This window comes from Pontibacter sp. LHS2 (genome assembly GCF_058932845.1).
Genome location: NZ_JBZYWG010000001.1, coordinates 1,937,060 through 1,958,748, shown reverse-complemented (window position 1 = coordinate 1,958,748; position 21,689 = coordinate 1,937,060). Strand labels below are relative to the sequence as shown.

Sequence of the window (21,689 nt, the reverse complement as noted above, 5' to 3'; positions counted from 1 at the left end):
ATATGCGAAACCTTCAAGTCACTATCGATTCTAACTCAGGCTTTTGCTTCGGCGTGGTCTATGCCATTCAGATGGCAGAAGATATCCTCGACGAGCGCGGCTATCTGTATTGCCTGGGCGACATCGTGCACAACGACGTGGAGGTGGAGCGCCTGCAGAAGCGGGGGTTGCGCATTATTGACCATGCCCAACTAAAGGAACTGCATGGTGAGTCTGTGCTGATACGCGCTCACGGCGAACCGCCCTCAACCTACCATGTAGCTCTCCAAAACAACCTGACTCTGATTGACGCTTCCTGCCCTGTAGTACTTAAGCTGCAAAACAGGATCAAAACGTCTTATGACAAAGACGAGAGGATCTTTATATATGGGAAGCACGGGCACGCCGAGGTGATGGGCCTATTAGGGCAAACGAGCAACAAAGGAGTCGTATTTGAGAATTTGGATGAACTTATGCAGCATGACCTGCCTTCTAAAATCACACTCTATAGCCAAACCACTAAGAGTACCAACAGCTTCTATAACATCAAAGATACACTCGAGCAACAGGGCTACGAAGTAGACGCCAACGACACCATCTGCCGGCAGGTATCGAACCGTGATAAGGACTTGCGGAAGTTTGCCGCGCAGTTTGATAAGATTATCTTCGTGTCGGGCACTAAGTCGAGCAATGGCAAAGTGCTTTATCAGGTATGTAAGGACACTAATCCTGCTACTTATTTTGTTTCGAAGGTAGAAGAGATTCAGCCCGAGTGGTTTGCCGATGGTGATAAAGTAGGCATTTGCGGTGCGACGTCCACGCCGATGTGGCTAATGGAGGAGGTGCGAAATATGCTGCTCCGGGAGACGGTTTGAACTGAGTATAGTCTTGCATAAACTAGCGACAATTCTAGCCTAAATTCCAAAAACAGGTATAGCCATTCAGAACAATCAGGTATAGTTACGGCCTGATCGAAGCGGATAAGAACAGGTATAGCCTTCAATAAATCAAATGGTAAAGACAATCAAACGAGATAGCAGGGGAGTAGCGATCGCAGCCATCATTGTGGTCTGCTGGTTTGGCTTGCTCGTATACCTGCTGCACTTCCCGGTTGATTTCACTTCGCCTTTACTCTACCTGTTTTTGTTGTTACAGACACATCTCTACACTGGCCTTTTCATCACGGCGCACGACGCCATGCATGGTGTAGTCGCTCCCGGTAGGCCAAAGCTCAACCGTATTATTGGCACCGTCACCGCTTTTTTGTTTGCTTATAACTGGTACCCACGACTTTTGCCCAAACATCACCAGCACCATAAGCATGTAGCTACCGAAGAAGACCCGGACTACCATCATGGTTCTTTCTGGCCCTGGTACTATAGTTTTCTGAAAAACTACATCACGTGGTGGCAAATCGTGCTGATGGCCATTACCTATAATGTGCTGCAGTTGTTTTTTCCGATTGAGAATGTCATCATGTTTTGGATGGTGCCCGCCATACTAGCTACCTTCCAGCTGTTCTACTTCGGCACCTACTTGCCGCATCGTGGCGAGCATGCGCCGGATAACAGGCATAAGTCAGGTACGCAGGCCAAGAACCACCTGTGGGCTTTTGTGAGTTGCTACTTTTTCGGCTACCACTATGAGCACCATGACAAGCCCTACCTGCCGTGGTGGCAGCTATACAAAGCAAAAGGGTAGCCGACTTGGTGTCAGCTACCCTTTTTGATTTGTATGCTATAAGCGACTTAGTGCGCTCCTGCTTCCTTGCGGCAGCAATCGTCTAGTTTATTGTAAGCACGCGGTGTGGCTGGCTTGTCGTCGGCGTCATAGCCTGTCTCATTCACAGCTTTGCGAATTTTGTCTTCGTTGGTCTTCTTGCTGTCGTAAGTCACAGTGAGCATTTTGGAGTCAACGTCCAGATTGGATTTCTTCACGCCTTTCTCGTAAGCCATGGCTTTCTCTATGCTTTTCTTGCACATGCCGCATACGGCTGAGGTTTTAATCTGAACTGTTTTCTCGTTGCTGTTCTGTGCTTGTACGCTCAGCGTAGCGAAGAACATGATGAATGCTAATCCGAGGTTTCTGAAAATTTTCATGTTGATAAAGTAAATGGTGAATTTAGTTTACTGATTTAAATATACTCAACTCTAGCCGGGATGGCTTCTGCAAAATCTATACCGCTATTCAATTTTAAAGCGCAGACCTGCGTATATCACGCGGCCTGTGATCGGGCCCCATACCATGCTGGCGTCGAAATTAGCACCGAAGGGGTCATTGGCTCCTATAATGGCATTCGGTTGTCGGAAGTTCAACAGGTTCTCGCCGCCCAGGTATAGTTCCCATCGCTTAAAGGCCCGCGACACCTGCCCGTTCAAGGTATAGAAGGCATCAGACTGACGCACGTTGGCTGCACCGCTGTGGCCTTCCATGTAGGCCAGCGGCATCTGGCCAAAGTACTGGGTGGTCAGGTCTGCGCGCCACTTGTCGAATGGCGTAGCAAAGCCCAGGTTCACAAAGAAACGGTGCTGCGGAATCATAGGCCGTTGCTGCAGGGTACCATTGTAGGTGGTTTGCACATCATAGTACTTATAGGCCGTCTTTACATCAAAGCCTTTCAACACTTCGTACTGCAGTTCTGCCTGAAAACTGCGGGAAAAGGAGCGGCCCTGTAGGTTGTAGAAGGCAATCTCATTAGCACTGCTATACATGTCAGCCACTACCTGGTTCTGGAACATGGTATAGTAATAGTCAGTGATGAAAGCGCCCGGACGACCGCCCAGCTCAAAATACTGCGTAAAGGACCCACCCAGATTCCAAGCCTTCTCAGGCTCTAGTTCTTCCTGAAAAGTGAAGGCACGATTGCTGACCAGAGCAGCTGTGTTTTCCGAAATCGGGTTAGCCACTCTAAATCCTTTCCCTGCAGCCAATCTGAAAATGGTATTTGGCGTGAAGTCATACTTTACATTCAGACGTGGCGTAAACACGGTACCGTACAGGTTGTGGAAGTCGGTACGGGCCCCAGCCACCACAGTCAGGTTCTCGGCGTTGTTGAAGATGTACTCTGCAAAAATACCCGGTACTTGCTCGGTACGAGCCAGTCTAGTCTGTTCCAGCCGCTCAGAATAATCATCGTACAGGAAGCTTGCGCCCACTTTATAGGTATGGCCTGTGTGCCCGATGATAGACTGGAAAATGAAGCGCAGATCGCCGGTGTTTTGCTCTCCGTTATACTGCCGCCGGCCGTATAGCGAGTTAAACTTGTGGTGCACGCCCGAAGAGATGAAACCCAAACTCTGATAGGGCTTGCCCTTGAAGGTATAAGAGGTCTTATTATAAAAGGATAAGCGGTCCGTCTCCGACTCGGTGCCATAGTGTTGCTCAGGTCCAATCGGTTCACCTTTTTCATAGCCCATTTGTCCGCCCAGTTTGGTTTCGCGCAAGGCGTTAATGCCAAACTCCGATACCCAATCGCCGTGGGTGTACTTCCACTTGTTGTACACGTTATGGTGCGTACCCAAGGCCAGGTCCATAAAGCCATCTTTGTTGCGGTCTACGCGGTTGCCGAGGTGGTCGGAGTGAAGCATGAGGAGTGTGCTCCATTTTGGGCTCACCTGCGCCGACACATTCAGGTTGGCGTCGAACTTGGCCAGGCTGTTTCCATACAAGTTCAGGTATAGCCGTTCGCTTTTCTCAGGATCCTTCAGCTTAACGTTCACCTGCCCCGAAATCGACTCGTAGCCATTCAGCACCGAACCCATCCCTTTGATAATATCGATCGACTCAATATAGGTGCCGGATAAGTAATTGAGGCGGTAGGGAGTGGAAAGGCCACGCAGCGCCGGTACATTGTCGGTGGTCAGCAAGGTATAGGAACCGTCAAGCCCCAGCATTTGAATCTGTTTAGCGCCCGAAACTGCGTCGGTTGTCGTTACCTCCACCGAGGCGTTGGTCTCGAAACTCTCTGCCAAGTTGCAACAGGCCGATTTTTCCAGGTCGCGGGTCGTGATAATCTGCGAATTGGTGGGTGTGAGGGTTGAATATCGGGTCTGTTGACCTTCTATTACAACTTCTCTTATGGAGCTGGTTGGGCTGAGTGCAATGGTTATAGCTGTTTTGCCGCTCACGTCAATCGTATCAGGCTTGTAACCCAAATATGACACGATGATCTGTGGACTGATAGCGTCGGCTAACTGAAGTGTGAAGTTACCACTAGCATCTGTCGGGGTGCCTTTGGTAGTGCCCTTCCATACAGCGTTGGCACCGACAAGCGGGGAATTATTGGTTTTGTCTACCACTTTGCCCGTCAGTTGCTGGGCGGTGGCAGGGTATAGGATACTTATAAATAGTGCGAACGTACCGAAAAGGCGGCAAAATGATCGCAAAGGTCTGTTGAAATGCATAAATCTTATTCGATTAAATCTTAAGCAGGCAGTTATAGACATAGGTATAGCACCATTGTCTTGGAATGCAGAGAAGATTTAGACGATAAGAATCTGAAGCCGATGGAGTAGTTGAATGCCGTAGAGCGGAGGAGAACTATCGGAATAAGTGAGAATCCGTTGGTCGGTGGTGATGGCCGGAGCCCAAGTAGTGAAAAGTGGCGTGAAACCAATCGAAAAGAAAACCGGGATCTCAAGTGAAAGACTCTTAATAGAAGAAACCGGCTCTAACTTCTCAAAGGAAAGCTCCATTGTGCAGCAGTCATCTTCAGTAGCTTCTTGTGTATCAGGTGTTTGGCAACAACCATCCGCTTGTTCCTCTATGGCTGACATTTTCAAGCCAGTCATCAGGCACAGCTGTTCGCTCAAAGCTACGCCAAAAGAACCTAGCAAAATGCTGAGGGTCAGTAATAGTGTAACCGTATGGCGGATGGTCTGATTCACACCACAAATATACGGAAATTTGCCCCACTTTACCACAAACTTTATCCACGCTGGGGATATTCACCCACTTTGTCCCACATTCTCCACTTTGTCCCACTTTTGCCGAAATCCCACAGAGTTAGTGAATAATTGTGTGTTATTTGTTAGGTAAATAGCTGTTATTCAGTAATTTAAAATATATACTCTCTCGTATATTAACGAAAGGTGATATTTTATGCAAATAAACTTATCCGCAAAATGAAGGTCCAAAATGTGGATAATGTGGATAAGTGGGGTGGATAACCGTAATTTATCCACAAAGTGGTAAAAAGTGGGAGATTGTGGTTGCGGTGTTTTGGTGAATCGTTACATTTGTATACTCCGAAAACTATACGGATTTAACTGTCATATACATGAACTTCCTGTCTGGCGAATATGAATGCAAGATTGACCCAAAGGGAAGGTTGGTTTTACCTGCAAAGATAAAATCCAACCTACCGGAGGCATCTGGCAATCATGTGGTGCTAACAAGAGGTTTCGAGCCTTGTCTTGTGCTCTACCCAAAATCAGAGTGGAAGACAATTTATGATAAGGTGGCAGGTCTGAACGAGTTCAATGAGGAGTACCGCCAGTTTCAGCGCAACTTCTTCCGTGGTAACACGGAGATCGAGCTGGATGGCACCGGTCGTTTTATCGTGCCCCGCACGATGGCCCGCTTCGCTGACCTGGAAAAGGAAGCAATTGTAGTAGGCTTGGGAAACCGCGTTGAGATCTGGAATCCTGACAAGTATGAGGACTTCCTGATCAAGGACCAGCAGAGTTTCTCACAACTGGCCGAGAAGTTTTTAGGAGATAAACCGGCGGAAGCGCCTTTGATTTAATGGAGTACCACAGACCGGTTATGCTGCAGGAATGTATAGACGCACTGGAGGTCAAACCAGATGGCGTGTATGTGGATGTGACATTTGGGGGAGGCGGTCACTCTAAGGTAATCGCCAGCAAGCTGACAACAGGTCAGCTTTATTCGTTTGATCAGGACCGCGACGCGGAAGAGCAGTCGAAGAAGATTGACAGCCCAGCTTTCACGTTTGTGCGCGCCAACTTTCGCGATCTGAAAAAATACCTGCGCCTCTACCGTGTTAAGGAAGTGGACGGTATTCTGGCTGATCTTGGTGTCTCATCGCATCAGTTCAATGAAGCAGAGCGTGGTTTTTCGACCCGTTTTGACGGACCATTGGACATGCGCATGGATCCTGAGTCAGGTACGCCGGCAAGCGAAGTGGTCAATACTTACAGCCAGGAGCAGCTGCACAAGATCTTCGGTATTTACGGCGAAGTGAAAAATGCCAAGACACTGGCTGGCGTAATCGTGTCGCAAAGGGCCCGAAATACGATCCAAACGATTGGCGAGTTCAAGCAAGCGATCAGCTCTTGCACCCCTCGTGGAAAAGAGAACAAATATCTGGCGCAAGTGTTTCAGGCGCTACGCATAGAAGTAAACGATGAGCTAAAGGCGCTTGAGGAAATGTTGGAGCAAGCGGCCGAAGTGCTGAAGCCCGGCGGGCGATTGGTGGTGATGTCATACCACTCACTCGAAGACCGACTGGTGAAGAACTTCATCGCCAAGGGCAAGTTTTTCGGGGAGGTGGAAAAAGACCTGTTCGGGAATGAGAAAAAACCGCTCGATGCCGTCAACCGCAAGCCGATCGTGCCCTCAGAACAGGAGTTGCTCGAGAACAGTCGCTCACGCAGCGCCAAACTAAGAATCGCAGAGAAGAGATAGCGAATGCAGAAATAGAATCAATAACAGTGTAGTAACCGAAACTCAACTATGGCTCCTAACCTTATGACTAAGACAGCTGCCGCACCCAAAGGCAACACGCTACGTGTGAAGCCGGAGGAAGAGGCGAAGCCGGAGGTGAAGGCTACCAAGAAGGGATTCAGCCTTTTTAAATTGCTGGATAAATACACTAATGTAGATTTCCTGTTTCAGGAGGGGGTTCCTACCCGTTTCTTGCCGCATGTGCTTTTCATGACAGGCATCACGCTGTTTTATATCGGCAACACCCACTACGCCGAGAAGACTATCCGCAAAATTGCCAAGATCAAAGTAGAGACAGAAGACCTTCGGGCGGATTATACCACTCTGAAGTCTGATTATATGGGCGCCAGCAAACAGTCTGAAGTGGCGCGCAACGTGGCACCGCTGGGCCTTGTTGAAAGTTCATCTCCACCTTACCAAGTAGAAGTAGCGGCAGATGAATATTAAGAAGGAAATAGTATTGCGCGTGCGGATCGTGTTCTTACTGGTCTGCCTTTTTGCATGTGCGATCGTGTACAAGATTGTACAGATACAGGTGCTGGATGGTACCAAGTGGAAAGAGATTTCGAAAGAGCGCCGTATCCGCTACCAGCCGGTTCCGGCTACCCGTGGCAATATCTACTCTGACAACGAGAGCATATTGGCCACGTCACTGCCGTTTTACCGTGTTGCTTTTGACCCGGCTATCGCTCAGGCCGAGACCTTTAATGGAGGTATAGATTCGCTGGCGATGCTGCTGTCGCGCTTCTACAAAGACCAGTCGGCAGAGCATTACCGCCGCAAGATCAAAAATGCGCGCCATGCCGGCAGAAGGTATATAAGACTAAATAGCCGCCAAATCAACTACCAGGAGAAGAAGATGATGGCAAGCTGGCCAATCTTCCGGGCGGGTAAGAACAAAGGCGGTGTGATCTTCGAGAAAGTGGAGAAGCGCTTCAAGCCTTTCGGCATGCTGGCAGAGCGAACTATTGGGTTTATAAACGAAGACAAGAACGGCGCCGGCTTGGAATACAGCTATAACGGCGAGTTGGCGGGCACCGATGGGGAGGCCCTTTTTGAGCGTATAGCGGGCGGTAATAAACCGATCTACGACGGGACGGAAGTGGCCCCGCAGAACGGTTACGATATTAAGACCACCATCGACATCAACCTGCAGGACGTAGCGGAGAACGCCCTCTACAAAGCATTGGTAGAGAAGAACGCAGACTACGGTTGCGTGATTCTGATGGAGGTGAAAACAGGAGAGATCAAGGCGATGGCTAACCTGGGTAAAACCAAGGGCGGTTACATTGAAGATTATAACTATGCGGTTGGTAACCAGGGGCGTACGGAGCCAGGGTCTACCTTCAAGCTGGCTTCTATGCTGGCTTTGTTTGAACATTCTGATGTGGAATTGACCGATACAGTAGATACCGGAGACGGCAGATACCGCATTAAAAATACGACCATGACCGACGTGAAAATCGGAGGTTACGGAAAGATCACGGCACAGGAGGTATTCGAGAAGTCGTCTAACATCGGGGTGGCCAAACTGATTCAGGAGAACTTCAATGACAATCCGCAGGCATTTGTGGACTACCTGCACAAGTTCGGTTTGAGCAGCACGCTGGGTTTCCAGATGGACGGTGAGGCAAGGCCTTATATCAAGAACACCAGTGATAAAACATGGTATGGCACCTCGCTCACGTCCATGTCGATTGGCTACGAAATGAAGCTGGCTCCGCTGCAGACGCTGGCACTGTACAATGCCGTGGCGAACAATGGCGTGAAGGTACAGCCAATCATCGTGAAAGAGATTCGTCGCGCGGATCAGGTGATACAGACGTTCCAAACGCGGGTGCTGAACGAGAGAATCGCTTCTGAAGAGACGATTAAAAAGGTACGTGCGATGCTGGAGGGTGTGGTGCAGAACGGTACCGCCAAAAACCTCCGCAGCGCCGATTATAAAGTGGCTGGTAAAACCGGAACCGCCCGCAAGGTGAAGGACGGTAAATACGTGAAGCTATACTCAACATCGTTCGCTGGTTATTTCCCGGCTGACAATCCGAAGTATAGCTGCATTGTGATAATTGACAGCCCGAGAGGGGTGAACGTGTACGGCGGCGATGTGGCCGCGCCGGTGTTTAAGGAAGTGGCCGACAAGGCATACGCCCGCGACCTGGCCATGCACCAGCCGCTGCGTGCCCGTGTGGTGCCGAACAAAGACAGTTTGCCACAGGTGAAAGCCGGCAGCTTCGATGACCTGAGCCTGATCCTGAATAAGATCGGAATCAGCAATCATTCCACTGCCAATAATGATGACGAGTGGGTGCGCGTGACGCCGCAAATGCGCTCGCTGAAGTTTGAGCCGAACCCCGTAAGAGGTGGTCAGGTACCCGACGTAACCGGCATGACATTGCGCGACGCCCTGTTCATTTTGGGTAATCAGCACATGAAAGTAAGTGTGGAAGGAATGGGCAAGCGTGTGGTGAAACAATCCGTGCAGCCGGGCACTGAAATTAACAAAGAAACTAAAATTACGATTGTACTGAGCTAATGCAGCTACTACAGGACATATTGAAAGACGTAACCGTGCTGGAAAGCCACGGCCCACTGGATGTGCAGGTCGAGTTGATCACTTTCGACTCGCGGCAGGTACAGCAAGGCGTGCTGTTTGTAGCCATGCGCGGCGTGCAAGTGGACGGACACGACTTCATGGCGAAAGCCGTGGAGGCGAAGGCCGTTGCTATTGTGTGCGAAGAATTACCGGCAGAACTGGCCGGAGATATTACTTATATCAAAGTGAAAAACAGCGGTCAGGCCTTGGGCTTAATGGCTTCTGCGTTTTACGGCCATCCTTCTCGAAAACTGAAACTGGTAGGCGTAACGGGTACTAACGGCAAGACCACTTCGGTGACTTTGTTGCACAAGCTGTTCCGCGAATTGGGCTACCATGTGGGGATGATCTCTACAGTGCAGAACCAGATCGACGAAGAGATTATCCCTTCGACGCATACCACGCCTGACGCCGTGTCGCTGAATGCTTTGCTGGATAAGATGGTAAAGGCAGGCTGTGCTTATGCTTTTATGGAAGTGAGTTCGCATGCCATGGTGCAGCAACGTGTGGCAGGTATAACTTTTGCAGGCGGCGTGTTCACCAACATTACCCACGACCACCTGGACTACCACGGCACTTTCGACGAGTACATCAAAGCCAAGAAATCTTTCTTTGATATACTGCCAGCGGGTGCTTTCGCGCTGATTAACGCTGACGACAAACGTGGTCCGGTAATGGTGCAGAACACCAAAGCCGACGTGCGTTACTTCTCGCTCCGTAAAGTAACTGACTTCAAAGCACGCTTGATCGATAACACGTTGCAGGGGCTGCATTTGGAGATAGACGGTCACGAGATCTGGGCCAAGTTGATCGGGGCTTTCAACGCCTACAACTTGCTAGGCGCCTATGGCGTGGCGGTGTTGCTCGAAGAAGACCCAATGGAAGCACTGACAATCCTATCTAGTTTAAATACGGCAGCAGGTCGCTTTGACTATATCGTGTCAGACATCGAGCAAATTACAGGTATAGTGGACTACGCTCATACGCCGGATGCGCTGGAGAACGTGCTCAATACGATTCAGCAAATCCGTACGCCGCTGCAAACGGTGATAACAATAGTTGGCTGTGGTGGCAACCGCGACGCAGCTAAGCGCCCGGTGATGGCGGACATCGCCTGCCGTCTAAGCGATAAGGTGATTTTGACGTCCGATAATCCGCGTTTCGAAGAGCCACAGGCGATACTGGAAGACATGCAGAAAGGCGTAAAGCCGCTGGATTTCAAGAAGACGCTGAGTGTGCTGGATAGGAGAGAAGCGATTCGTACAGCCTGCATGCTGGCCGGCAAGGACGACATCATTCTGGTGGCCGGTAAAGGCCATGAGACTTATCAGGAGATAAAGGGCGTGAAATACCCATTCGACGATAAACAAGTGCTGCAGGAAGCCCTGCAACAGCTTGGCAAATAAGACAAACTTATAAAAGACATAGGAAACGATTACTGAATAAATGCTTTACCACCTCTTTACATACCTTGACCGTGAGTACGACCTATTAGGGGCGGGTGTATTCCAGTACATCTCGTTCAGGGCGGGTATGGCAACGTTAACGTCATTGTTAATTGCGATGATGTTTGGCGGACGACTGATTAAAATACTACAGCGCAAACAAGTAGGCGAAAGCATTCGCGACCTTGGTTTGGAAGGCCAGATGGAAAAGAAAGGCACCCCGACTATGGGTGGTCTGATCATCCTTCTAGCCATCCTGGTGCCGACGCTACTGTTTGCCCGTCTGGACAATATTTATGTGCTCCTGATGATCGTTTCGACGATCTGGCTGGGCTTGATCGGCTTTCTGGATGACTACATCAAAGTGTTCAAAAAGAACAAAGAGGGTCTAGCCGGAAAATTTAAGGTACTGGGTCAGATTGGCTTAGGAATTATTGTGGGTTTGACCCTATACTTTAGTGACGATGTTGTCGTAAGACAGTACATTTTCACCGATGGCTCTACCTCTGCCGTGAACGCCACGAGCAAATGGGTAGACATCAAGTCCATGATTACAACCATTCCTTTCCGCAAAAATAACGAGCTCGATTACTGCAATCTATTCTCTTTCGCGGGTCCGCTTTTCGCAGACTGGTCATGCTACCTGTACATTCCATTTGTGATTCTGGTGATCACGGCCGTATCCAATGGCGCCAACATCACCGACGGTATCGACGGTCTGGCAGCTGGTACTTCAGCTATCATTGGTCTGACACTGGCGATCTTTGCATGGGTTTCGGGTAACACCATTTTCGCGGACTATCTCGATATCATGTTCATTCCTAACTCGGGTGAGCTGACCATATTTGCCCTGGCCTTTGTGGGAGCCTGTGTGGGCTTCCTGTGGTATAACTCATATCCGGCCCAAGTGTTTATGGGTGACACCGGAAGTTTAGCCATTGGTGGTATCATCGCGGTAATGGCCCTGATCGTGCGCAAAGAATTGCTTATACCTATCCTATGCGGCATCTTCCTGATTGAGAACCTTTCGGTGATGTTGCAGGTGAGTTACTTTAAGTATACTAAAAAGAAATACGGGGAGGGCCGTCGCATTTTCAAAATGTCGCCGCTGCACCACCATTATCAGAAAAACGGCTACCACGAATCCAAGATCGTTTCGCGCTTTTGGATTGTAGGTATTATGCTGGCGATTTTGACATTGGCTACCCTGAAACTGCGCTAAACCTAACGAAAACGAACCATGAAACTAGCAATACTCGGAGCGGGAGAAAGTGGTGTAGGAGCGGCTTTGCTGGCCCAGGCAAAGGGCCTGGATGTGTTCGTGTCTGACATGGGGCAGATCAAGGAGGTATACAAAGCCAAATTAGCAACAGCGGCTATACCTTACGAAGAAGGCACCCATACATTCGAGCGCATACTTGGAGCCAACGAAATCATCAAAAGCCCGGGTATACCGGACAAGGCGGCCATCATTCAGGAAGCGACGCAAAAGGGAATTCCGGTGATATCGGAGATTGAGTTTGCCGGCAGGTATACCGATGCGAAGTTCATTTGCATCACGGGCACCAACGGCAAGACCACGACGACCTTGCTCACTTACCACTTGCTGAAGAGCGCAGGTATAAATGTGGGTCTGGCGGGTAACATAGGCGAGAGCTTGGCCGAGAAAGTAATTGACAACAAACACGAGTACTACGTGGTGGAGCTGAGCAGCTTTCAGCTTGACAACATGTACCAGTTCAAAGCACATATTGGAGTACTGTTAAATATTACGCCAGACCACCTAGACCGGTATGGCTATGACATGAACAAGTACGCCGCCTCAAAGTTGCGCATTGCGCAGAACATGAGCGGCGCGGACTACTTTATCTACAACAACGATGATGATATTATCCGTAATGCGTTCGATTCTGCGTCTTTTGGCGGAACCACAGTCCCATTCTCGCTCCAAGCAACGGAAGGTGCGAAAATATTATGTGAAGGAACACATGTTAAAGTAAACGTTAAATTCTTTGAAGGCGACATAGACGCCTCGCGCTCTGCCCTGATCGGCAAGCACAATCAGTACAACACGATGGCCGCTGTGGCGGTTGCCAAGCTGATGGGCGTGGAAGACAGCCAGATTGAAAAGGGGCTGGAGACTTTTGAGAACGCCGATCACCGTTTGCAGGTGATCACAGTTTCAAAGGAAGTTACCTACATCAACGACTCGAAAGCAACCAATGTGGAAGCTGTGTACTATGCCCTGGAAGGTATAAAGCAGCCGATCATCTGGATTGCGGGCGGTGTGGACAAAGGCAACGACTATAGCGTGCTGACCGAGCTAGCGAAAGAGAAAGTGAAAGTGCTGGTGTGTCTGGGCAAGGACAACGACAAGCTGAAGGAAGCTTTCGGGCGCATTGTGCCAGTGGTGGTGGAAACGACCTCGATAGAGTATGCCGTTCGGATGGGCCGCCTGCTATCGACACCGGGCGATGTGGTGTTGTTGTCGCCGGCCTGTGCGAGTTTCGATTTGTTCAACAATTACGAGCATCGGGGACAGCGCTTCAAGGAGGCCGTGGAGAAGATAGTTTTGAAAAAGTAAGTTTTTAATTTTTAGCCAAAGGTAATATGATCAAGCAATGGTTGCAGCGAAACCTGAAAGGGGACGCGGTGCTTTGGGGCATCGTGCTGATGTTCTCGCTTATCAGTATGGCAGTCGTTTATTCGGCTACCGGTACCTTGGCGTACAAGCAAAAAGACGGTAACACCGAGTACTTCCTCTTCAAGCACTCGTCGCTGATCTTCATCGGACTGGCCTTTATGTGGCTGGCGCACAAGATCGATTACCGCTATTATTCCCGATTATCATTGGTGGCGCTTATCCTGTCTGTGCCGCTTTTGCTCTATACCTTCTTCTTTGGTTCGAACATCAACGAGGCATCCCGCTGGATCACGATCCCGGTGATCAACCAGACCTTCCAGCCTTCGGATTTGGCCAAACTGGCGCTGATTTCATACCTGGCGAGTATGCTTTCTAAGAAGCAAAACCACCTTGATGACTGGAAGCGCAACCTGATCCCCATCTTCGCCTGGACAGGTTTTATCTGTGCACTGATCGCTTTGACAAACACTTCGACAGCTGTTTTGCTGTTTTTGACAAGTCTATTGCTGATGTTCATTGGGCGTGTACCAATGAAATCATTGGCAGTTTTTGTATTAGCGGGTGCTATGCTGGGCGGAGTTGGTCTGGCGGCTGGCCAGCGCTTGGGTACGGCCATCAGCAGGGTAGAGGCTTTTTTTGACGAATCCGAAACCGCGTTCCAGTTGGAGCAGTCCTATATCGCCATTGCGACTGGCGGTGTAGTAGGCAAAGGGCCAGGCAACAGCGATCAGCGCGATATTCTGCCGCACCCATACTCTGACTTTATTTACGCTATTATACTGGAAGAATACGGTTTGGTAGGCGGTGCTTTGGTGCTGTTCCTATACCTGGCCTTGCTTTATCGAGGACTGGTAACGGTCACGAAAAGTAATGGTGCCTTTGGTGGTCTGCTGGCAGCAGGTCTGAGTTTTAGTTTGGTGCTGCAAGGGATGATCAACATGGGCGTAGCCGTTGGGTTGGGACCGATTACAGGTCTGCCACTCCCACTCCTGAGTATGGGTGGTACCTCTCTGATTTTTACCGGCATTTCGATCGGGATCATCCTGAGCGTGAGCCGTACCGTGAAGGCGGAGGAAACATTTGGTGCAACCGCAAAAGTGACAGCCAATGCCTAATCAGCAGCGCCCATATCGCTTCATCATCAGCGGTGGCGGCACCGGCGGGCATATTTACCCGGCCATTGCCATCGCCAACCAGATCAAGGTAGTGCACCCTGATGCGGAAATCCTGTTTGTGGGAGCGATCGGACGTATGGAAATGACACGCGTGCCGGAAGCGGGCTATAAGATTGTTGGTCTCTGGATCAGCGGCCTGCAGCGCCGTCTCACACTGGACAACCTCTCTTTTCCATGGAAAGTGATCTCCAGTATCCGGATGTCGAACAAGATCATACGTGATTTTAAGCCGGATGCCGTAGTGGGTGTAGGAGGCTATGCCAGTGGTCCGCTTCTGTATGCCGCGACTTCCAAGAAGATTCCGGCCCTTGTTCAGGAGCAGAACTCTTATGCAGGTATAACCAATAAACTGTTGGCAAAACGGGTGCAGAAAATCTGTGTGGCTTACCACAACATGGACGCCTTCTTCCCGGCCGAAAAGCTGGTAATGACAGGCAATCCGGTTCGGAAGGACATCATGGAGCTGGAAGGCAAGCGTCGAGAGGCTTTATTGCACTTCGGATTGACCTCCGAAAAGAAAACCATATTGGTGATAGGCGGAAGCCTAGGCGCCAGAACCATTAACCAAAGTATAGCTGCAGGGCTGCAGCAGATCGCAGATGCAGGCTATCAACTGATCTGGCAGACGGGCAGAGTATTTTATCCGCAGGCGCAGGAGTTGGAGAAGCCTTATGCCGATGCAGGTATAAGGGCCTTCGATTTCATCCGCCAGATGGATCTGGCCTATGCCGCTGCCGATGTAGTGGTATCCAGAGCCGGAGCGCTTTCTATTTCGGAACTGTGTCTGGCTGGCAAGCCATCGATACTGGTGCCTTCGCCGAATGTGGCCGAAGATCACCAGACTAAAAATGCCATGTCGCTGGTGCAGGAGCAGGCCGCCTTGTTGGTGCGCGACGCCGAAGCACAGCAAAAACTGATACCGGCCGCCTTGGAGCTAGCCGGAAACGAGGCAGAGCAGCAACGCCTGTCGCAGAACATACTGAAACTGGCGCGGCCAAATGCCGCTGTCGACATTGTAAACGAACTGTTAAAGTTGATCAAGTGAGACTGGAAGATTATAGCTATATCTATTTCCTTGGCATTGGCGGAATTGGCATGAGTGCCATTGCCCGCTGGTTCAATGCCCGGAAGCTTCCGGTATGGGGTTACGACAAAACACGCACCCCACTCACCGAGGCGCTGGAGCAAGAGGGTATCCGGGTGCATTATGAAGATGATGTAAACCTGTTACCCAAAGAAATACTGGATAACAAGGAGACGACTTTGGTGGTGCTTACGCCGGCTATACCTGCCGAGCACACCGAGTGGGCCTACTTGAAAGAGCAGGGCTATACCATCAAGAAGCGTTCGGAGGTATTGGGTATCATTACCGGTTCGGCCTATACTGTGGCTGTGGCCGGCACGCATGGTAAAACCACTACTTCATCCATCGTAACGCATTTGCTGCACGAGGGCGGCGTGGATTGTTCCGCGTTCCTCGGAGGTATCGCGACCAACCTGAACTCGAATCTTTTGATCGGGAAAGGAACGGCTGAGCAAGAAACGATCGTGGTGGAAGCCGACGAGTACGACCGCTCATTCCTGACGCTCTACCCAGACATTGCCATTGTGACTTCGGCTGATCCCGATCACTTGGATGTTTATGGTGACAAAGAGGAACTGATCAGGACCTTTCAGAAGTTCATCAGTCAGGTAAAGCCCGGCGGCTACCTGATTTTGCATAGCGGCACTGATGCACGCCTGCTTGAAAAAGTGCAGGACGGTGTACGGGTGATTCGCTACAGCTTGAACGAAGGGCAAGGACATGTGCAACAGCTTGACATACAGGGATACAGCTTCTGTTTTGACGCGGAAACACCCTTCGGTAACATAGCACGTTTGGTGCTGGCTTTGCCCGGATATCACAATGTGGAGAATGCGTTGGCTGCACTAATAGCAGGTCAGATCATGGGGGTGTCAGAAGACAGACTGCGTGATGCGCTGGCAACTTACAGAGGTGTAAAGCGACGCTTTGAAGTGGTGTACGAAGGACAGGGCAAGGTATACATCGACGACTATGCGCATCACCCGAAAGAGATTGATGCATTTATGACGTCTTTGCGTGCTATATACCCGGACAAAAAGCTGACGGTTGTGTTCCAACCGCATCTTTTCAGCCGCACCCGCGACTTTGCAACCGAATTTGCACAAAGTTTAAGTGCTGCTGACGAGTTGATTCTGCTGGATATATACCCAGCACGGGAAAAGCCAATTGAGGGCGTAACATCAGAGATGATTTTAGGCTTAGTGAACGGCCCTAAAAAACAACTTTTGCATAAAGAAGATGTGGCGGCTTATTTAGCTGAAAACGCTGATTTTGAGGTATTGGCGACGGTTGGGGCTGGTGATATCGACACGTTAGTGAAGCCTATAAAAAATATTTTAGAAAATAACTGAAATGGGCTTGAATAGTAAAATAAAATCTTTAATTTTTGCATGTTGTAGCGTGATTACGATCGCCGCTCTTGCAGGATTTGCTTCTTCTCGCCAAAATGAAAAAAAGTGTGAGAAAGTGTCAATAAATATTGATAATGAGTACAACAATTACTTTATTGGGGAAGAGGAAGTAAGAGACCTCTTGACCCGTGAAGGTGAACGAAAACTGGAAGGTCTGCCGAATCAGCAGATCGATCTGAAAAACCTAGAGAAACGCATCGAGGCACATAGTTTTGTGAAAGAAGCGGAAGTGTTCAAAGGGTTGGACGGTAATATCAAAGTAAGCATTAAACAGAATAGGCCTATAGCTAGAATTATACGACCAGATCAAGATGTCTACATCGACGCAGAGGGTAATATGCTGCCCCTGTCCGACCGATACACCGCTCGTGTAATACCCATTACGAAGACCCAATCCGGCAGACCGTTCGGCAGGGATTTCTTTCAGGACTCTACAGGCCAGGCCTATCTTTCCTTACTGCGTTTTATTGAAACCGATCAGTTTTGGAAAGCCCAATTAGCCCAGATGCATATCGATGAAAAGGGCAAAGTTTCTTTTCTGCCACAGGTAGGGGAACATACCATTGAGTTTGGGAAGCCAAATGACATGGATGCGAAATTTAGTAAGTTGATGGTCTTTTATAAAGAAGTACTGCCTGTGATGGGCTGGGATAAATATAAGAGAGTCAATGTGGAGTACGAAGATCAGATAATTTGTGAATAACATATACAGCATATGCAGAACGACAAAATTGTAGTAGGCTTGGACATCGGCACAACCAAAGTTTGCGCACTTGTTGGTCGGAAGAATGAGTATGGAAAGCTGGAAATTCTTGGGATGGGTAAAGCCATTTCAGAAGGGGTGGTACGCGGTATTGTCAGCAATATCGACAAAACCGTAGAAGCGATCAGGAAAGCCGTTCAGCAGGCCGAAGATCAGGCGAGCATCAACATCAAGGTGGTCAATGTGGGTATAGCCGGGCAGCACATCAAGAGCCTGCAGCACAATGGTAGCATCACCCGCCAGATGACGGATGATGAGATTACGGTGGAGGACGTGAACCGCCTTACAAATGACATGTACCGTCTGGTGACGCCTCCAGGCAGCGAGATCATCCATGTGATGCCGCAGGAGTACAAAGTGGACTACGAAGAAGGTATTACTGATCCGGTAGGTATGTCGGGCGTTCGTTTGGAAGGTAACTTCCATATCATCACGGCGCAGTCTAATGCGATCAGTAACATCAACAAATGTATAGCCCGTGCCGGACTGGAAATCGACAATCTGATTCTGGAGCCGCTTGCTTCCAGCATGTCAGTACTGAGTGACGAAGAGAAAGAGGCCGGAGTAGCTCTTGTTGACATCGGTGGTGGTACGACGGACCTTGCCATTTTCAAAGACAATATTATTCGCCACACGGCAGTTCTACCTTTCGGGGGTAACATCATCACGTCTGACATCAAGCAGGGTTGTATGGTGATGCAGAACCAAGCGGAACAGCTGAAAGTGAAGTTTGGAAAGGCGATTGCGGACGAGGCATCAGAAAACGAGATCGTGTCGATCCCGGGCTTGCGCGACCGTACGCCTAAAGAGATATCTCTGAAAAACCTCGCCTACATTATTGAGGCGAGAATGGAGGAGATTGTGGAACTGATCTACTCAGAGATTGTTCGTTCAGGGTATAGCAACAGCCTGGCGGCCGGTATCGTGATCACAGGCGGAGGTGCTCAGCTTCAGAACCTGGTGCAACTGGTAGAGTACATCACCGGCATGGATACCCGCATTGGCTATCCGAATGAGCACCTGGGCAAGTCGAAGATCGATGCTGTGAAGAGCCCGATGCACGCAACAGGCGTAGGCTTGGTGCTGGCGGGATACCAGTCGCTTGACCAGCGTGCTGAGAAGCATGTGGAAGTACAGCAACACGAAGAATACAATAGAGTAGTAACAACAAAGTCCGCCAGCAAAGAAAGCAGCGGCAAAGGATTGCTTGACAGAATCAAAGGTCTTCTGTCGGACGATATCGATTAGTTAGAAGCATAATTATTAGAAACTCATAATAGCAGGAGATTTTAGCATGACATCAATGTACAGTTTTGACCTGCCGTCAAGCGGTAAGTCCATCATTAAGGTGATTGGCGTCGGAGGCGGAGGCAGCAACGCGGTAAACTTCATGTACGGCCAAGGTATCAAGGATGTAGAATTCGTGATTTGCAACACGGATATGCAAGCCTTGAAGAGCAGCAGCGTACCCAACAGACTTCAGATTGGACTGAACCTGACCGAAGGTCTGGGTGCTGGCGCCAACCCTGAGAAAGGAAAGCATGCCGCCCTTGAAAGCAAGGAGGAGATACGTGAGCTACTCAGCAACGATACCAAAATGGTGTTTATCACAGCTGGTATGGGTGGCGGTACTGGTACTGGTGCTGCGCCAGTTATTGCTAAAGTCGCTAAAGAGTTGGGTATCCTAACAGTTGGTATTGTAACGGCTCCGTTTGCCTTTGAAGGCAGAAAGAAAAAAGCCGCTGCTGAGAATGGTATCAAAGAGCTTAGCGAGAACTGCGACACCATCCTTGTGATCCTGAATGACAAGCTGCGCGAAATGTTTGGTAACCTGGCTATCCGTGAGGCTTTCGCTAAGGCAGACAACGTGCTAACTACAGCCGCTAAATCTATTGCTGAAATCATTACTGTAACAGCCGAGATCAACGTTGACTTTGAAGACGTGAAAACGGTTATGAAAGATTCTGGAGCTGCAGTGATGGGTTCTGCAACGACAGAAGGTGAGGGGCGTGCCCTTCGTGCCGCTGAAGAAGCGCTTTCTTCACCGCTTCTTAACAACACCGATATCCACGGTGCTCAGAAAATTCTCCTTTCCATCATGTCTGGTGACCAGGCAGAATTGGAAATGGACGAACTGACTGAGATCACAGAATATATCCAGGACAAAGCCGGTCAGGAAGCTGAAGTTATCTTTGGCCACGGTATCGACTCTTCATTGGGTCAGAGCATCCGCGTGACGGTAATCGCTACTGGCTTTGCTAGCAGTGCTGAGGCGATCATTGAGCCAAAAAAGACGGTATTTGACCTCGAGAGCCAAAAAAAAATTGAAGTAGCAGAGCCTGCTAAGCCAGAGCAGCCTAAAATGGTGAACTTTGTGCCTGAGCCGGTGGTAGCGCCTGTTGTGGCGCCGCAGCCTCAGCAACAGCCTGTGCAGCAGCAGTTCGAAATTCGTCGCCCGGTAGTAGAGCAGCCGCAACAGCCAGTTCAACCGCAAGCGCCGCAACAACAGCAGTATCAGCAGCCGCAGGCTCCTCAGCCACAGCAGCCAGTACAGCAGCAGCCACAGCGCCGTGTGTTTAACCTGGAGGGTTCTACTACACAAGAGTATAGCAACGGTGCACAGCCGCAAGAAGACTACGCCACACGTGAAGCAAAGCGTCTGGAAGCTGAGCGCGAGCTGATGAAGCAAAGAGCAAATGAGCGCCGTGAGCGCCTGAAGATGTTGAGCGCTGATATGACAACAAGTGAAGCGATGAAGGAAAAGCTGGACGTACCTGCTTACCTGCGCCGCAATGTAGCTCTTGATTCAGTTGCACATTCTTCTGAGCGCAACATATCCCGTTTCAATCTGAACGATGACAACGAGATACTAGGCGACAACCGCTTCCTGCATGATAATGTGGACTAATAAGTAATCCTGTTTTCTAATAATGTAAAGAGCCCACTGTTATAGTGGGCTCTTTTGCTTTCATCCTATAGCTATCTATAGCCCTATTATTTCAGCGTAGGCCATAAGCCAAGACTGCAGGTATCTGTAGGTTAGATAAGAGTTTCTCAGCTTATCAATGAAAGCTGCAGGCAGTAGGATGCCCTTGAGTAGAGCCAATGCTACTGTGTTAGCAACTACTATAAGTAGGAGGTATGCAAAGATGAATAAGATTGGGGCCTTGTCCTTGCCTGTCCATACCTTGTTGGTAAGCAAAATAAGATCACCAGATTGACCAGCATTGCAAGTGAAAGGTGGTAGCGCATTATCAGATGTTTAGCAGGTATACGCTATTTTAGAAATGAATAAACTGATCGATTTGTTGATTCAGTAACTCCAGGTATAATTCGTTGGTAATAGCGGTGCCATCAAAATTTTTCTCGATCTGGGCCAGGCGAGGCTTTAGAGCCAGCACGTGCATGCCTAAATAGTTGAAGATGTCGGTGAGGTGACTCATGGCCAGACCGCTTCCCTGCACTCCAGAGGAAAGACCTACAAGCGCTGCTTTCTTGTTACGAAAGGTATTAGGGTAAGAGAGCCCATCAATAAAAGCTTTTAGCACGCCTGGAAATGAGCCGTTGTATTCCGGTACGATAAATACAAACTTCTCTGAACCCCCGATCATAGCGCTCAGGTCATTAAAAACTTGATTTGTGCCAATGTTGTCATACAGGGCAGAAGTTGTAAAGTCAGCTGGAAGATCAGCGAGGTCCAGGATCTGATTATCTACCTGATGCTCGTCCAGCAGTTTCGCGTATAGTTTGGCGACTGCAGTGGAGTTGGAAGAAGGTCTGTTGGTACCCGTTATAATGGTGATCATAGTGTCGTGTAGGTGTTTACCTGTAAACAGTCGCTAGGCTCTACGGTTTAAAGGTAGGTATAGATATCCAGAATAATTGTGCGAATATAAAAGCAAAA

Annotated in this window: 19 protein-coding genes; 15 read left to right on the top strand and 4 right to left on the bottom strand. The window is 49.4% G+C overall.

Translation table 11 applies throughout. The features are described 5' to 3' along the window. Window positions 1–2: 2 nt before the first annotated feature. Window positions 3–854 (top strand): 4-hydroxy-3-methylbut-2-enyl diphosphate reductase, encoded by an 852-nt coding sequence (locus AC5FX6_RS08545; RefSeq protein WP_493596608.1) that lies wholly within the window; start codon window positions 3–5, stop codon window positions 852–854. A 136-nt stretch (window positions 855–990) separates the two neighbouring features. Next, window positions 991–1,680, top strand: coding sequence for a fatty acid desaturase (locus AC5FX6_RS08540; protein ID WP_493596607.1), 690 nt, complete (start codon window positions 991–993; stop codon window positions 1,678–1,680). Window positions 1,681–1,727: 47 nt separating this feature from the next. On the opposite strand, the gene AC5FX6_RS08535 is transcribed toward AC5FX6_RS08540, so the two are convergent. The 3 genes from AC5FX6_RS08535 to AC5FX6_RS08525 all read right to left on the bottom strand — a co-directional run bounded on the left by AC5FX6_RS08535 (window position 1,728) and on the right by AC5FX6_RS08525 (window position 4,865). Next, the gene (locus tag AC5FX6_RS08535; protein WP_493596606.1) at window positions 1,728–2,078 is read right to left on the bottom strand and encodes a heavy-metal-associated domain-containing protein; all 351 of its coding nucleotides are present in this window, start codon (window positions 2,076–2,078) and stop codon (window positions 1,728–1,730) included. 84 nt (window positions 2,079–2,162) lie between these two features. Beyond that, window positions 2,163–4,382 (bottom strand): TonB-dependent receptor, encoded by a 2,220-nt coding sequence (locus AC5FX6_RS08530; protein WP_493596605.1) that lies wholly within the window; start codon window positions 4,380–4,382, stop codon window positions 2,163–2,165. 78 nt (window positions 4,383–4,460) lie between these two features. Next, window positions 4,461–4,865 carry an HYC_CC_PP family protein gene (locus tag AC5FX6_RS08525; RefSeq protein WP_493596604.1) on the bottom strand — a complete coding sequence of 135 codons (405 nt, stop codon included), beginning with the start codon at window positions 4,863–4,865 and terminating at the stop codon, window positions 4,461–4,463. Between the two features lie 392 nt (window positions 4,866–5,257). On the opposite strand from AC5FX6_RS08525, the gene mraZ reads away from it, so the two are divergent. The 13 genes from mraZ to ftsZ all read left to right on the top strand — a co-directional run bounded on the left by mraZ (window position 5,258) and on the right by ftsZ (window position 20,693). Next, complete coding sequence (gene mraZ / locus AC5FX6_RS08520) at window positions 5,258–5,725, top strand: division/cell wall cluster transcriptional repressor MraZ (RefSeq protein ID WP_007652473.1); 468 nt, start codon at window positions 5,258–5,260, stop codon at window positions 5,723–5,725. Further along, the gene (rsmH, locus tag AC5FX6_RS08515) at window positions 5,725–6,627 is read left to right on the top strand and encodes a 16S rRNA (cytosine(1402)-N(4))-methyltransferase RsmH (RefSeq protein WP_493596603.1); all 903 of its coding nucleotides are present in this window, start codon (window positions 5,725–5,727) and stop codon (window positions 6,625–6,627) included. The genes mraZ and rsmH overlap by 1 nt, the downstream gene beginning before the upstream one ends. Window positions 6,628–6,690: 63 nt before the next feature. Then, window positions 6,691–7,113, top strand: coding sequence for an FtsL-like putative cell division protein (locus AC5FX6_RS08510; RefSeq protein WP_493596602.1), 423 nt, complete (start codon window positions 6,691–6,693; stop codon window positions 7,111–7,113). After that, window positions 7,103–9,202 (top strand): penicillin-binding protein, encoded by a 2,100-nt coding sequence (locus tag AC5FX6_RS08505; protein ID WP_493596601.1) that lies wholly within the window; start codon window positions 7,103–7,105, stop codon window positions 9,200–9,202. The genes AC5FX6_RS08510 and AC5FX6_RS08505 overlap by 11 nt, the downstream gene beginning before the upstream one ends. After that, complete coding sequence (locus AC5FX6_RS08500; protein ID WP_493596600.1) at window positions 9,202–10,668, top strand: UDP-N-acetylmuramoyl-L-alanyl-D-glutamate--2,6-diaminopimelate ligase; 1,467 nt, start codon at window positions 9,202–9,204, stop codon at window positions 10,666–10,668. Before AC5FX6_RS08505 ends, AC5FX6_RS08500 begins: the two co-directional genes overlap by 1 nt. 40 nt (window positions 10,669–10,708) lie before the next feature. Next, complete coding sequence (gene mraY, locus AC5FX6_RS08495; protein ID WP_007652469.1) at window positions 10,709–11,929, top strand: phospho-N-acetylmuramoyl-pentapeptide-transferase; 1,221 nt, start codon at window positions 10,709–10,711, stop codon at window positions 11,927–11,929. An 18-nt stretch (window positions 11,930–11,947) separates the two neighbouring features. Next, complete coding sequence (gene murD / locus AC5FX6_RS08490; RefSeq protein ID WP_493596599.1) at window positions 11,948–13,291, top strand: UDP-N-acetylmuramoyl-L-alanine--D-glutamate ligase; 1,344 nt, start codon at window positions 11,948–11,950, stop codon at window positions 13,289–13,291. A 26-nt stretch (window positions 13,292–13,317) separates the two neighbouring features. Then, window positions 13,318–14,466, top strand: a complete 1,149-nt coding sequence (locus AC5FX6_RS08485; RefSeq protein WP_493596598.1) for an FtsW/RodA/SpoVE family cell cycle protein — start codon at window positions 13,318–13,320, stop codon at window positions 14,464–14,466. Continuing rightward, the gene (gene murG, locus AC5FX6_RS08480) at window positions 14,459–15,571 is read left to right on the top strand and encodes an undecaprenyldiphospho-muramoylpentapeptide beta-N-acetylglucosaminyltransferase (RefSeq protein WP_493596597.1); all 1,113 of its coding nucleotides are present in this window, start codon (window positions 14,459–14,461) and stop codon (window positions 15,569–15,571) included. Before AC5FX6_RS08485 ends, murG begins: the two co-directional genes overlap by 8 nt. Further along, window positions 15,568–16,962: a UDP-N-acetylmuramate--L-alanine ligase gene (gene murC, locus AC5FX6_RS08475; RefSeq protein WP_493596596.1), complete on the top strand. Its 1,395-nt coding sequence runs from the start codon at window positions 15,568–15,570 to the stop codon at window positions 16,960–16,962. The genes murG and murC overlap by 4 nt, the downstream gene beginning before the upstream one ends. Before the next feature lie 49 nt (window positions 16,963–17,011). Then, window positions 17,012–17,725: a cell division protein FtsQ/DivIB gene (locus AC5FX6_RS08470; protein WP_493596595.1), complete on the top strand. Its 714-nt coding sequence runs from the start codon at window positions 17,012–17,014 to the stop codon at window positions 17,723–17,725. Between the two features lie 12 nt (window positions 17,726–17,737). After that, window positions 17,738–19,033 (top strand): cell division protein FtsA, encoded by a 1,296-nt coding sequence (gene ftsA / locus AC5FX6_RS08465; protein ID WP_493596594.1) that lies wholly within the window; start codon window positions 17,738–17,740, stop codon window positions 19,031–19,033. A gap of 46 nt (window positions 19,034–19,079) precedes the next feature. Beyond that, window positions 19,080–20,693, top strand: a complete 1,614-nt coding sequence (gene ftsZ / locus AC5FX6_RS08460; RefSeq protein ID WP_493596593.1) for a cell division protein FtsZ — start codon at window positions 19,080–19,082, stop codon at window positions 20,691–20,693. Window positions 20,694–21,066: 373 nt separating this feature from the next. Here ftsZ and AC5FX6_RS08455 read toward each other — a convergent pair whose 3' ends face one another. Next, window positions 21,067–21,591 carry an NADPH-dependent FMN reductase gene (locus AC5FX6_RS08455; protein WP_493596592.1) on the bottom strand — a complete coding sequence of 175 codons (525 nt, stop codon included), beginning with the start codon at window positions 21,589–21,591 and terminating at the stop codon, window positions 21,067–21,069. Window positions 21,592–21,689 lie beyond the last annotated feature (98 nt).

Coding starts and splice junctions, on each gene's coding strand:
- AC5FX6_RS08530 (WP_493596605.1), bottom strand. CDS start 4,382: ATGCATTTCAACAGACCTTTGCGATCATTTTGCCGCCTTTTCGGTACG.
- murD (WP_493596599.1), top strand. CDS start 11,948: ATGAAACTAGCAATACTCGGAGCGGGAGAAAGTGGTGTAGGAGCGGCT.
- mraZ (WP_007652473.1), top strand. CDS start 5,258: ATGAACTTCCTGTCTGGCGAATATGAATGCAAGATTGACCCAAAGGGA.
- AC5FX6_RS08510 (WP_493596602.1), top strand. CDS start 6,691: ATGACTAAGACAGCTGCCGCACCCAAAGGCAACACGCTACGTGTGAAG.
- AC5FX6_RS08455 (WP_493596592.1), bottom strand. CDS start 21,591: ATGATCACCATTATAACGGGTACCAACAGACCTTCTTCCAACTCCACT.
- AC5FX6_RS08540 (WP_493596607.1), top strand. CDS start 991: ATGGTAAAGACAATCAAACGAGATAGCAGGGGAGTAGCGATCGCAGCC.
- rsmH (WP_493596603.1), top strand. CDS start 5,725: ATGGAGTACCACAGACCGGTTATGCTGCAGGAATGTATAGACGCACTG.
- AC5FX6_RS08545 (WP_493596608.1), top strand. CDS start 3: ATGCGAAACCTTCAAGTCACTATCGATTCTAACTCAGGCTTTTGCTTC.
- mraY (WP_007652469.1), top strand. CDS start 10,709: ATGCTTTACCACCTCTTTACATACCTTGACCGTGAGTACGACCTATTA.
- AC5FX6_RS08500 (WP_493596600.1), top strand. CDS start 9,202: ATGCAGCTACTACAGGACATATTGAAAGACGTAACCGTGCTGGAAAGC.
- ftsZ (WP_493596593.1), top strand. CDS start 19,080: ATGACATCAATGTACAGTTTTGACCTGCCGTCAAGCGGTAAGTCCATC.
- AC5FX6_RS08505 (WP_493596601.1), top strand. CDS start 7,103: ATGAATATTAAGAAGGAAATAGTATTGCGCGTGCGGATCGTGTTCTTA.
- murG (WP_493596597.1), top strand. CDS start 14,459: ATGCCTAATCAGCAGCGCCCATATCGCTTCATCATCAGCGGTGGCGGC.
- AC5FX6_RS08485 (WP_493596598.1), top strand. CDS start 13,318: ATGATCAAGCAATGGTTGCAGCGAAACCTGAAAGGGGACGCGGTGCTT.
- AC5FX6_RS08535 (WP_493596606.1), bottom strand. CDS start 2,078: ATGAAAATTTTCAGAAACCTCGGATTAGCATTCATCATGTTCTTCGCT.
- ftsA (WP_493596594.1), top strand. CDS start 17,738: ATGCAGAACGACAAAATTGTAGTAGGCTTGGACATCGGCACAACCAAA.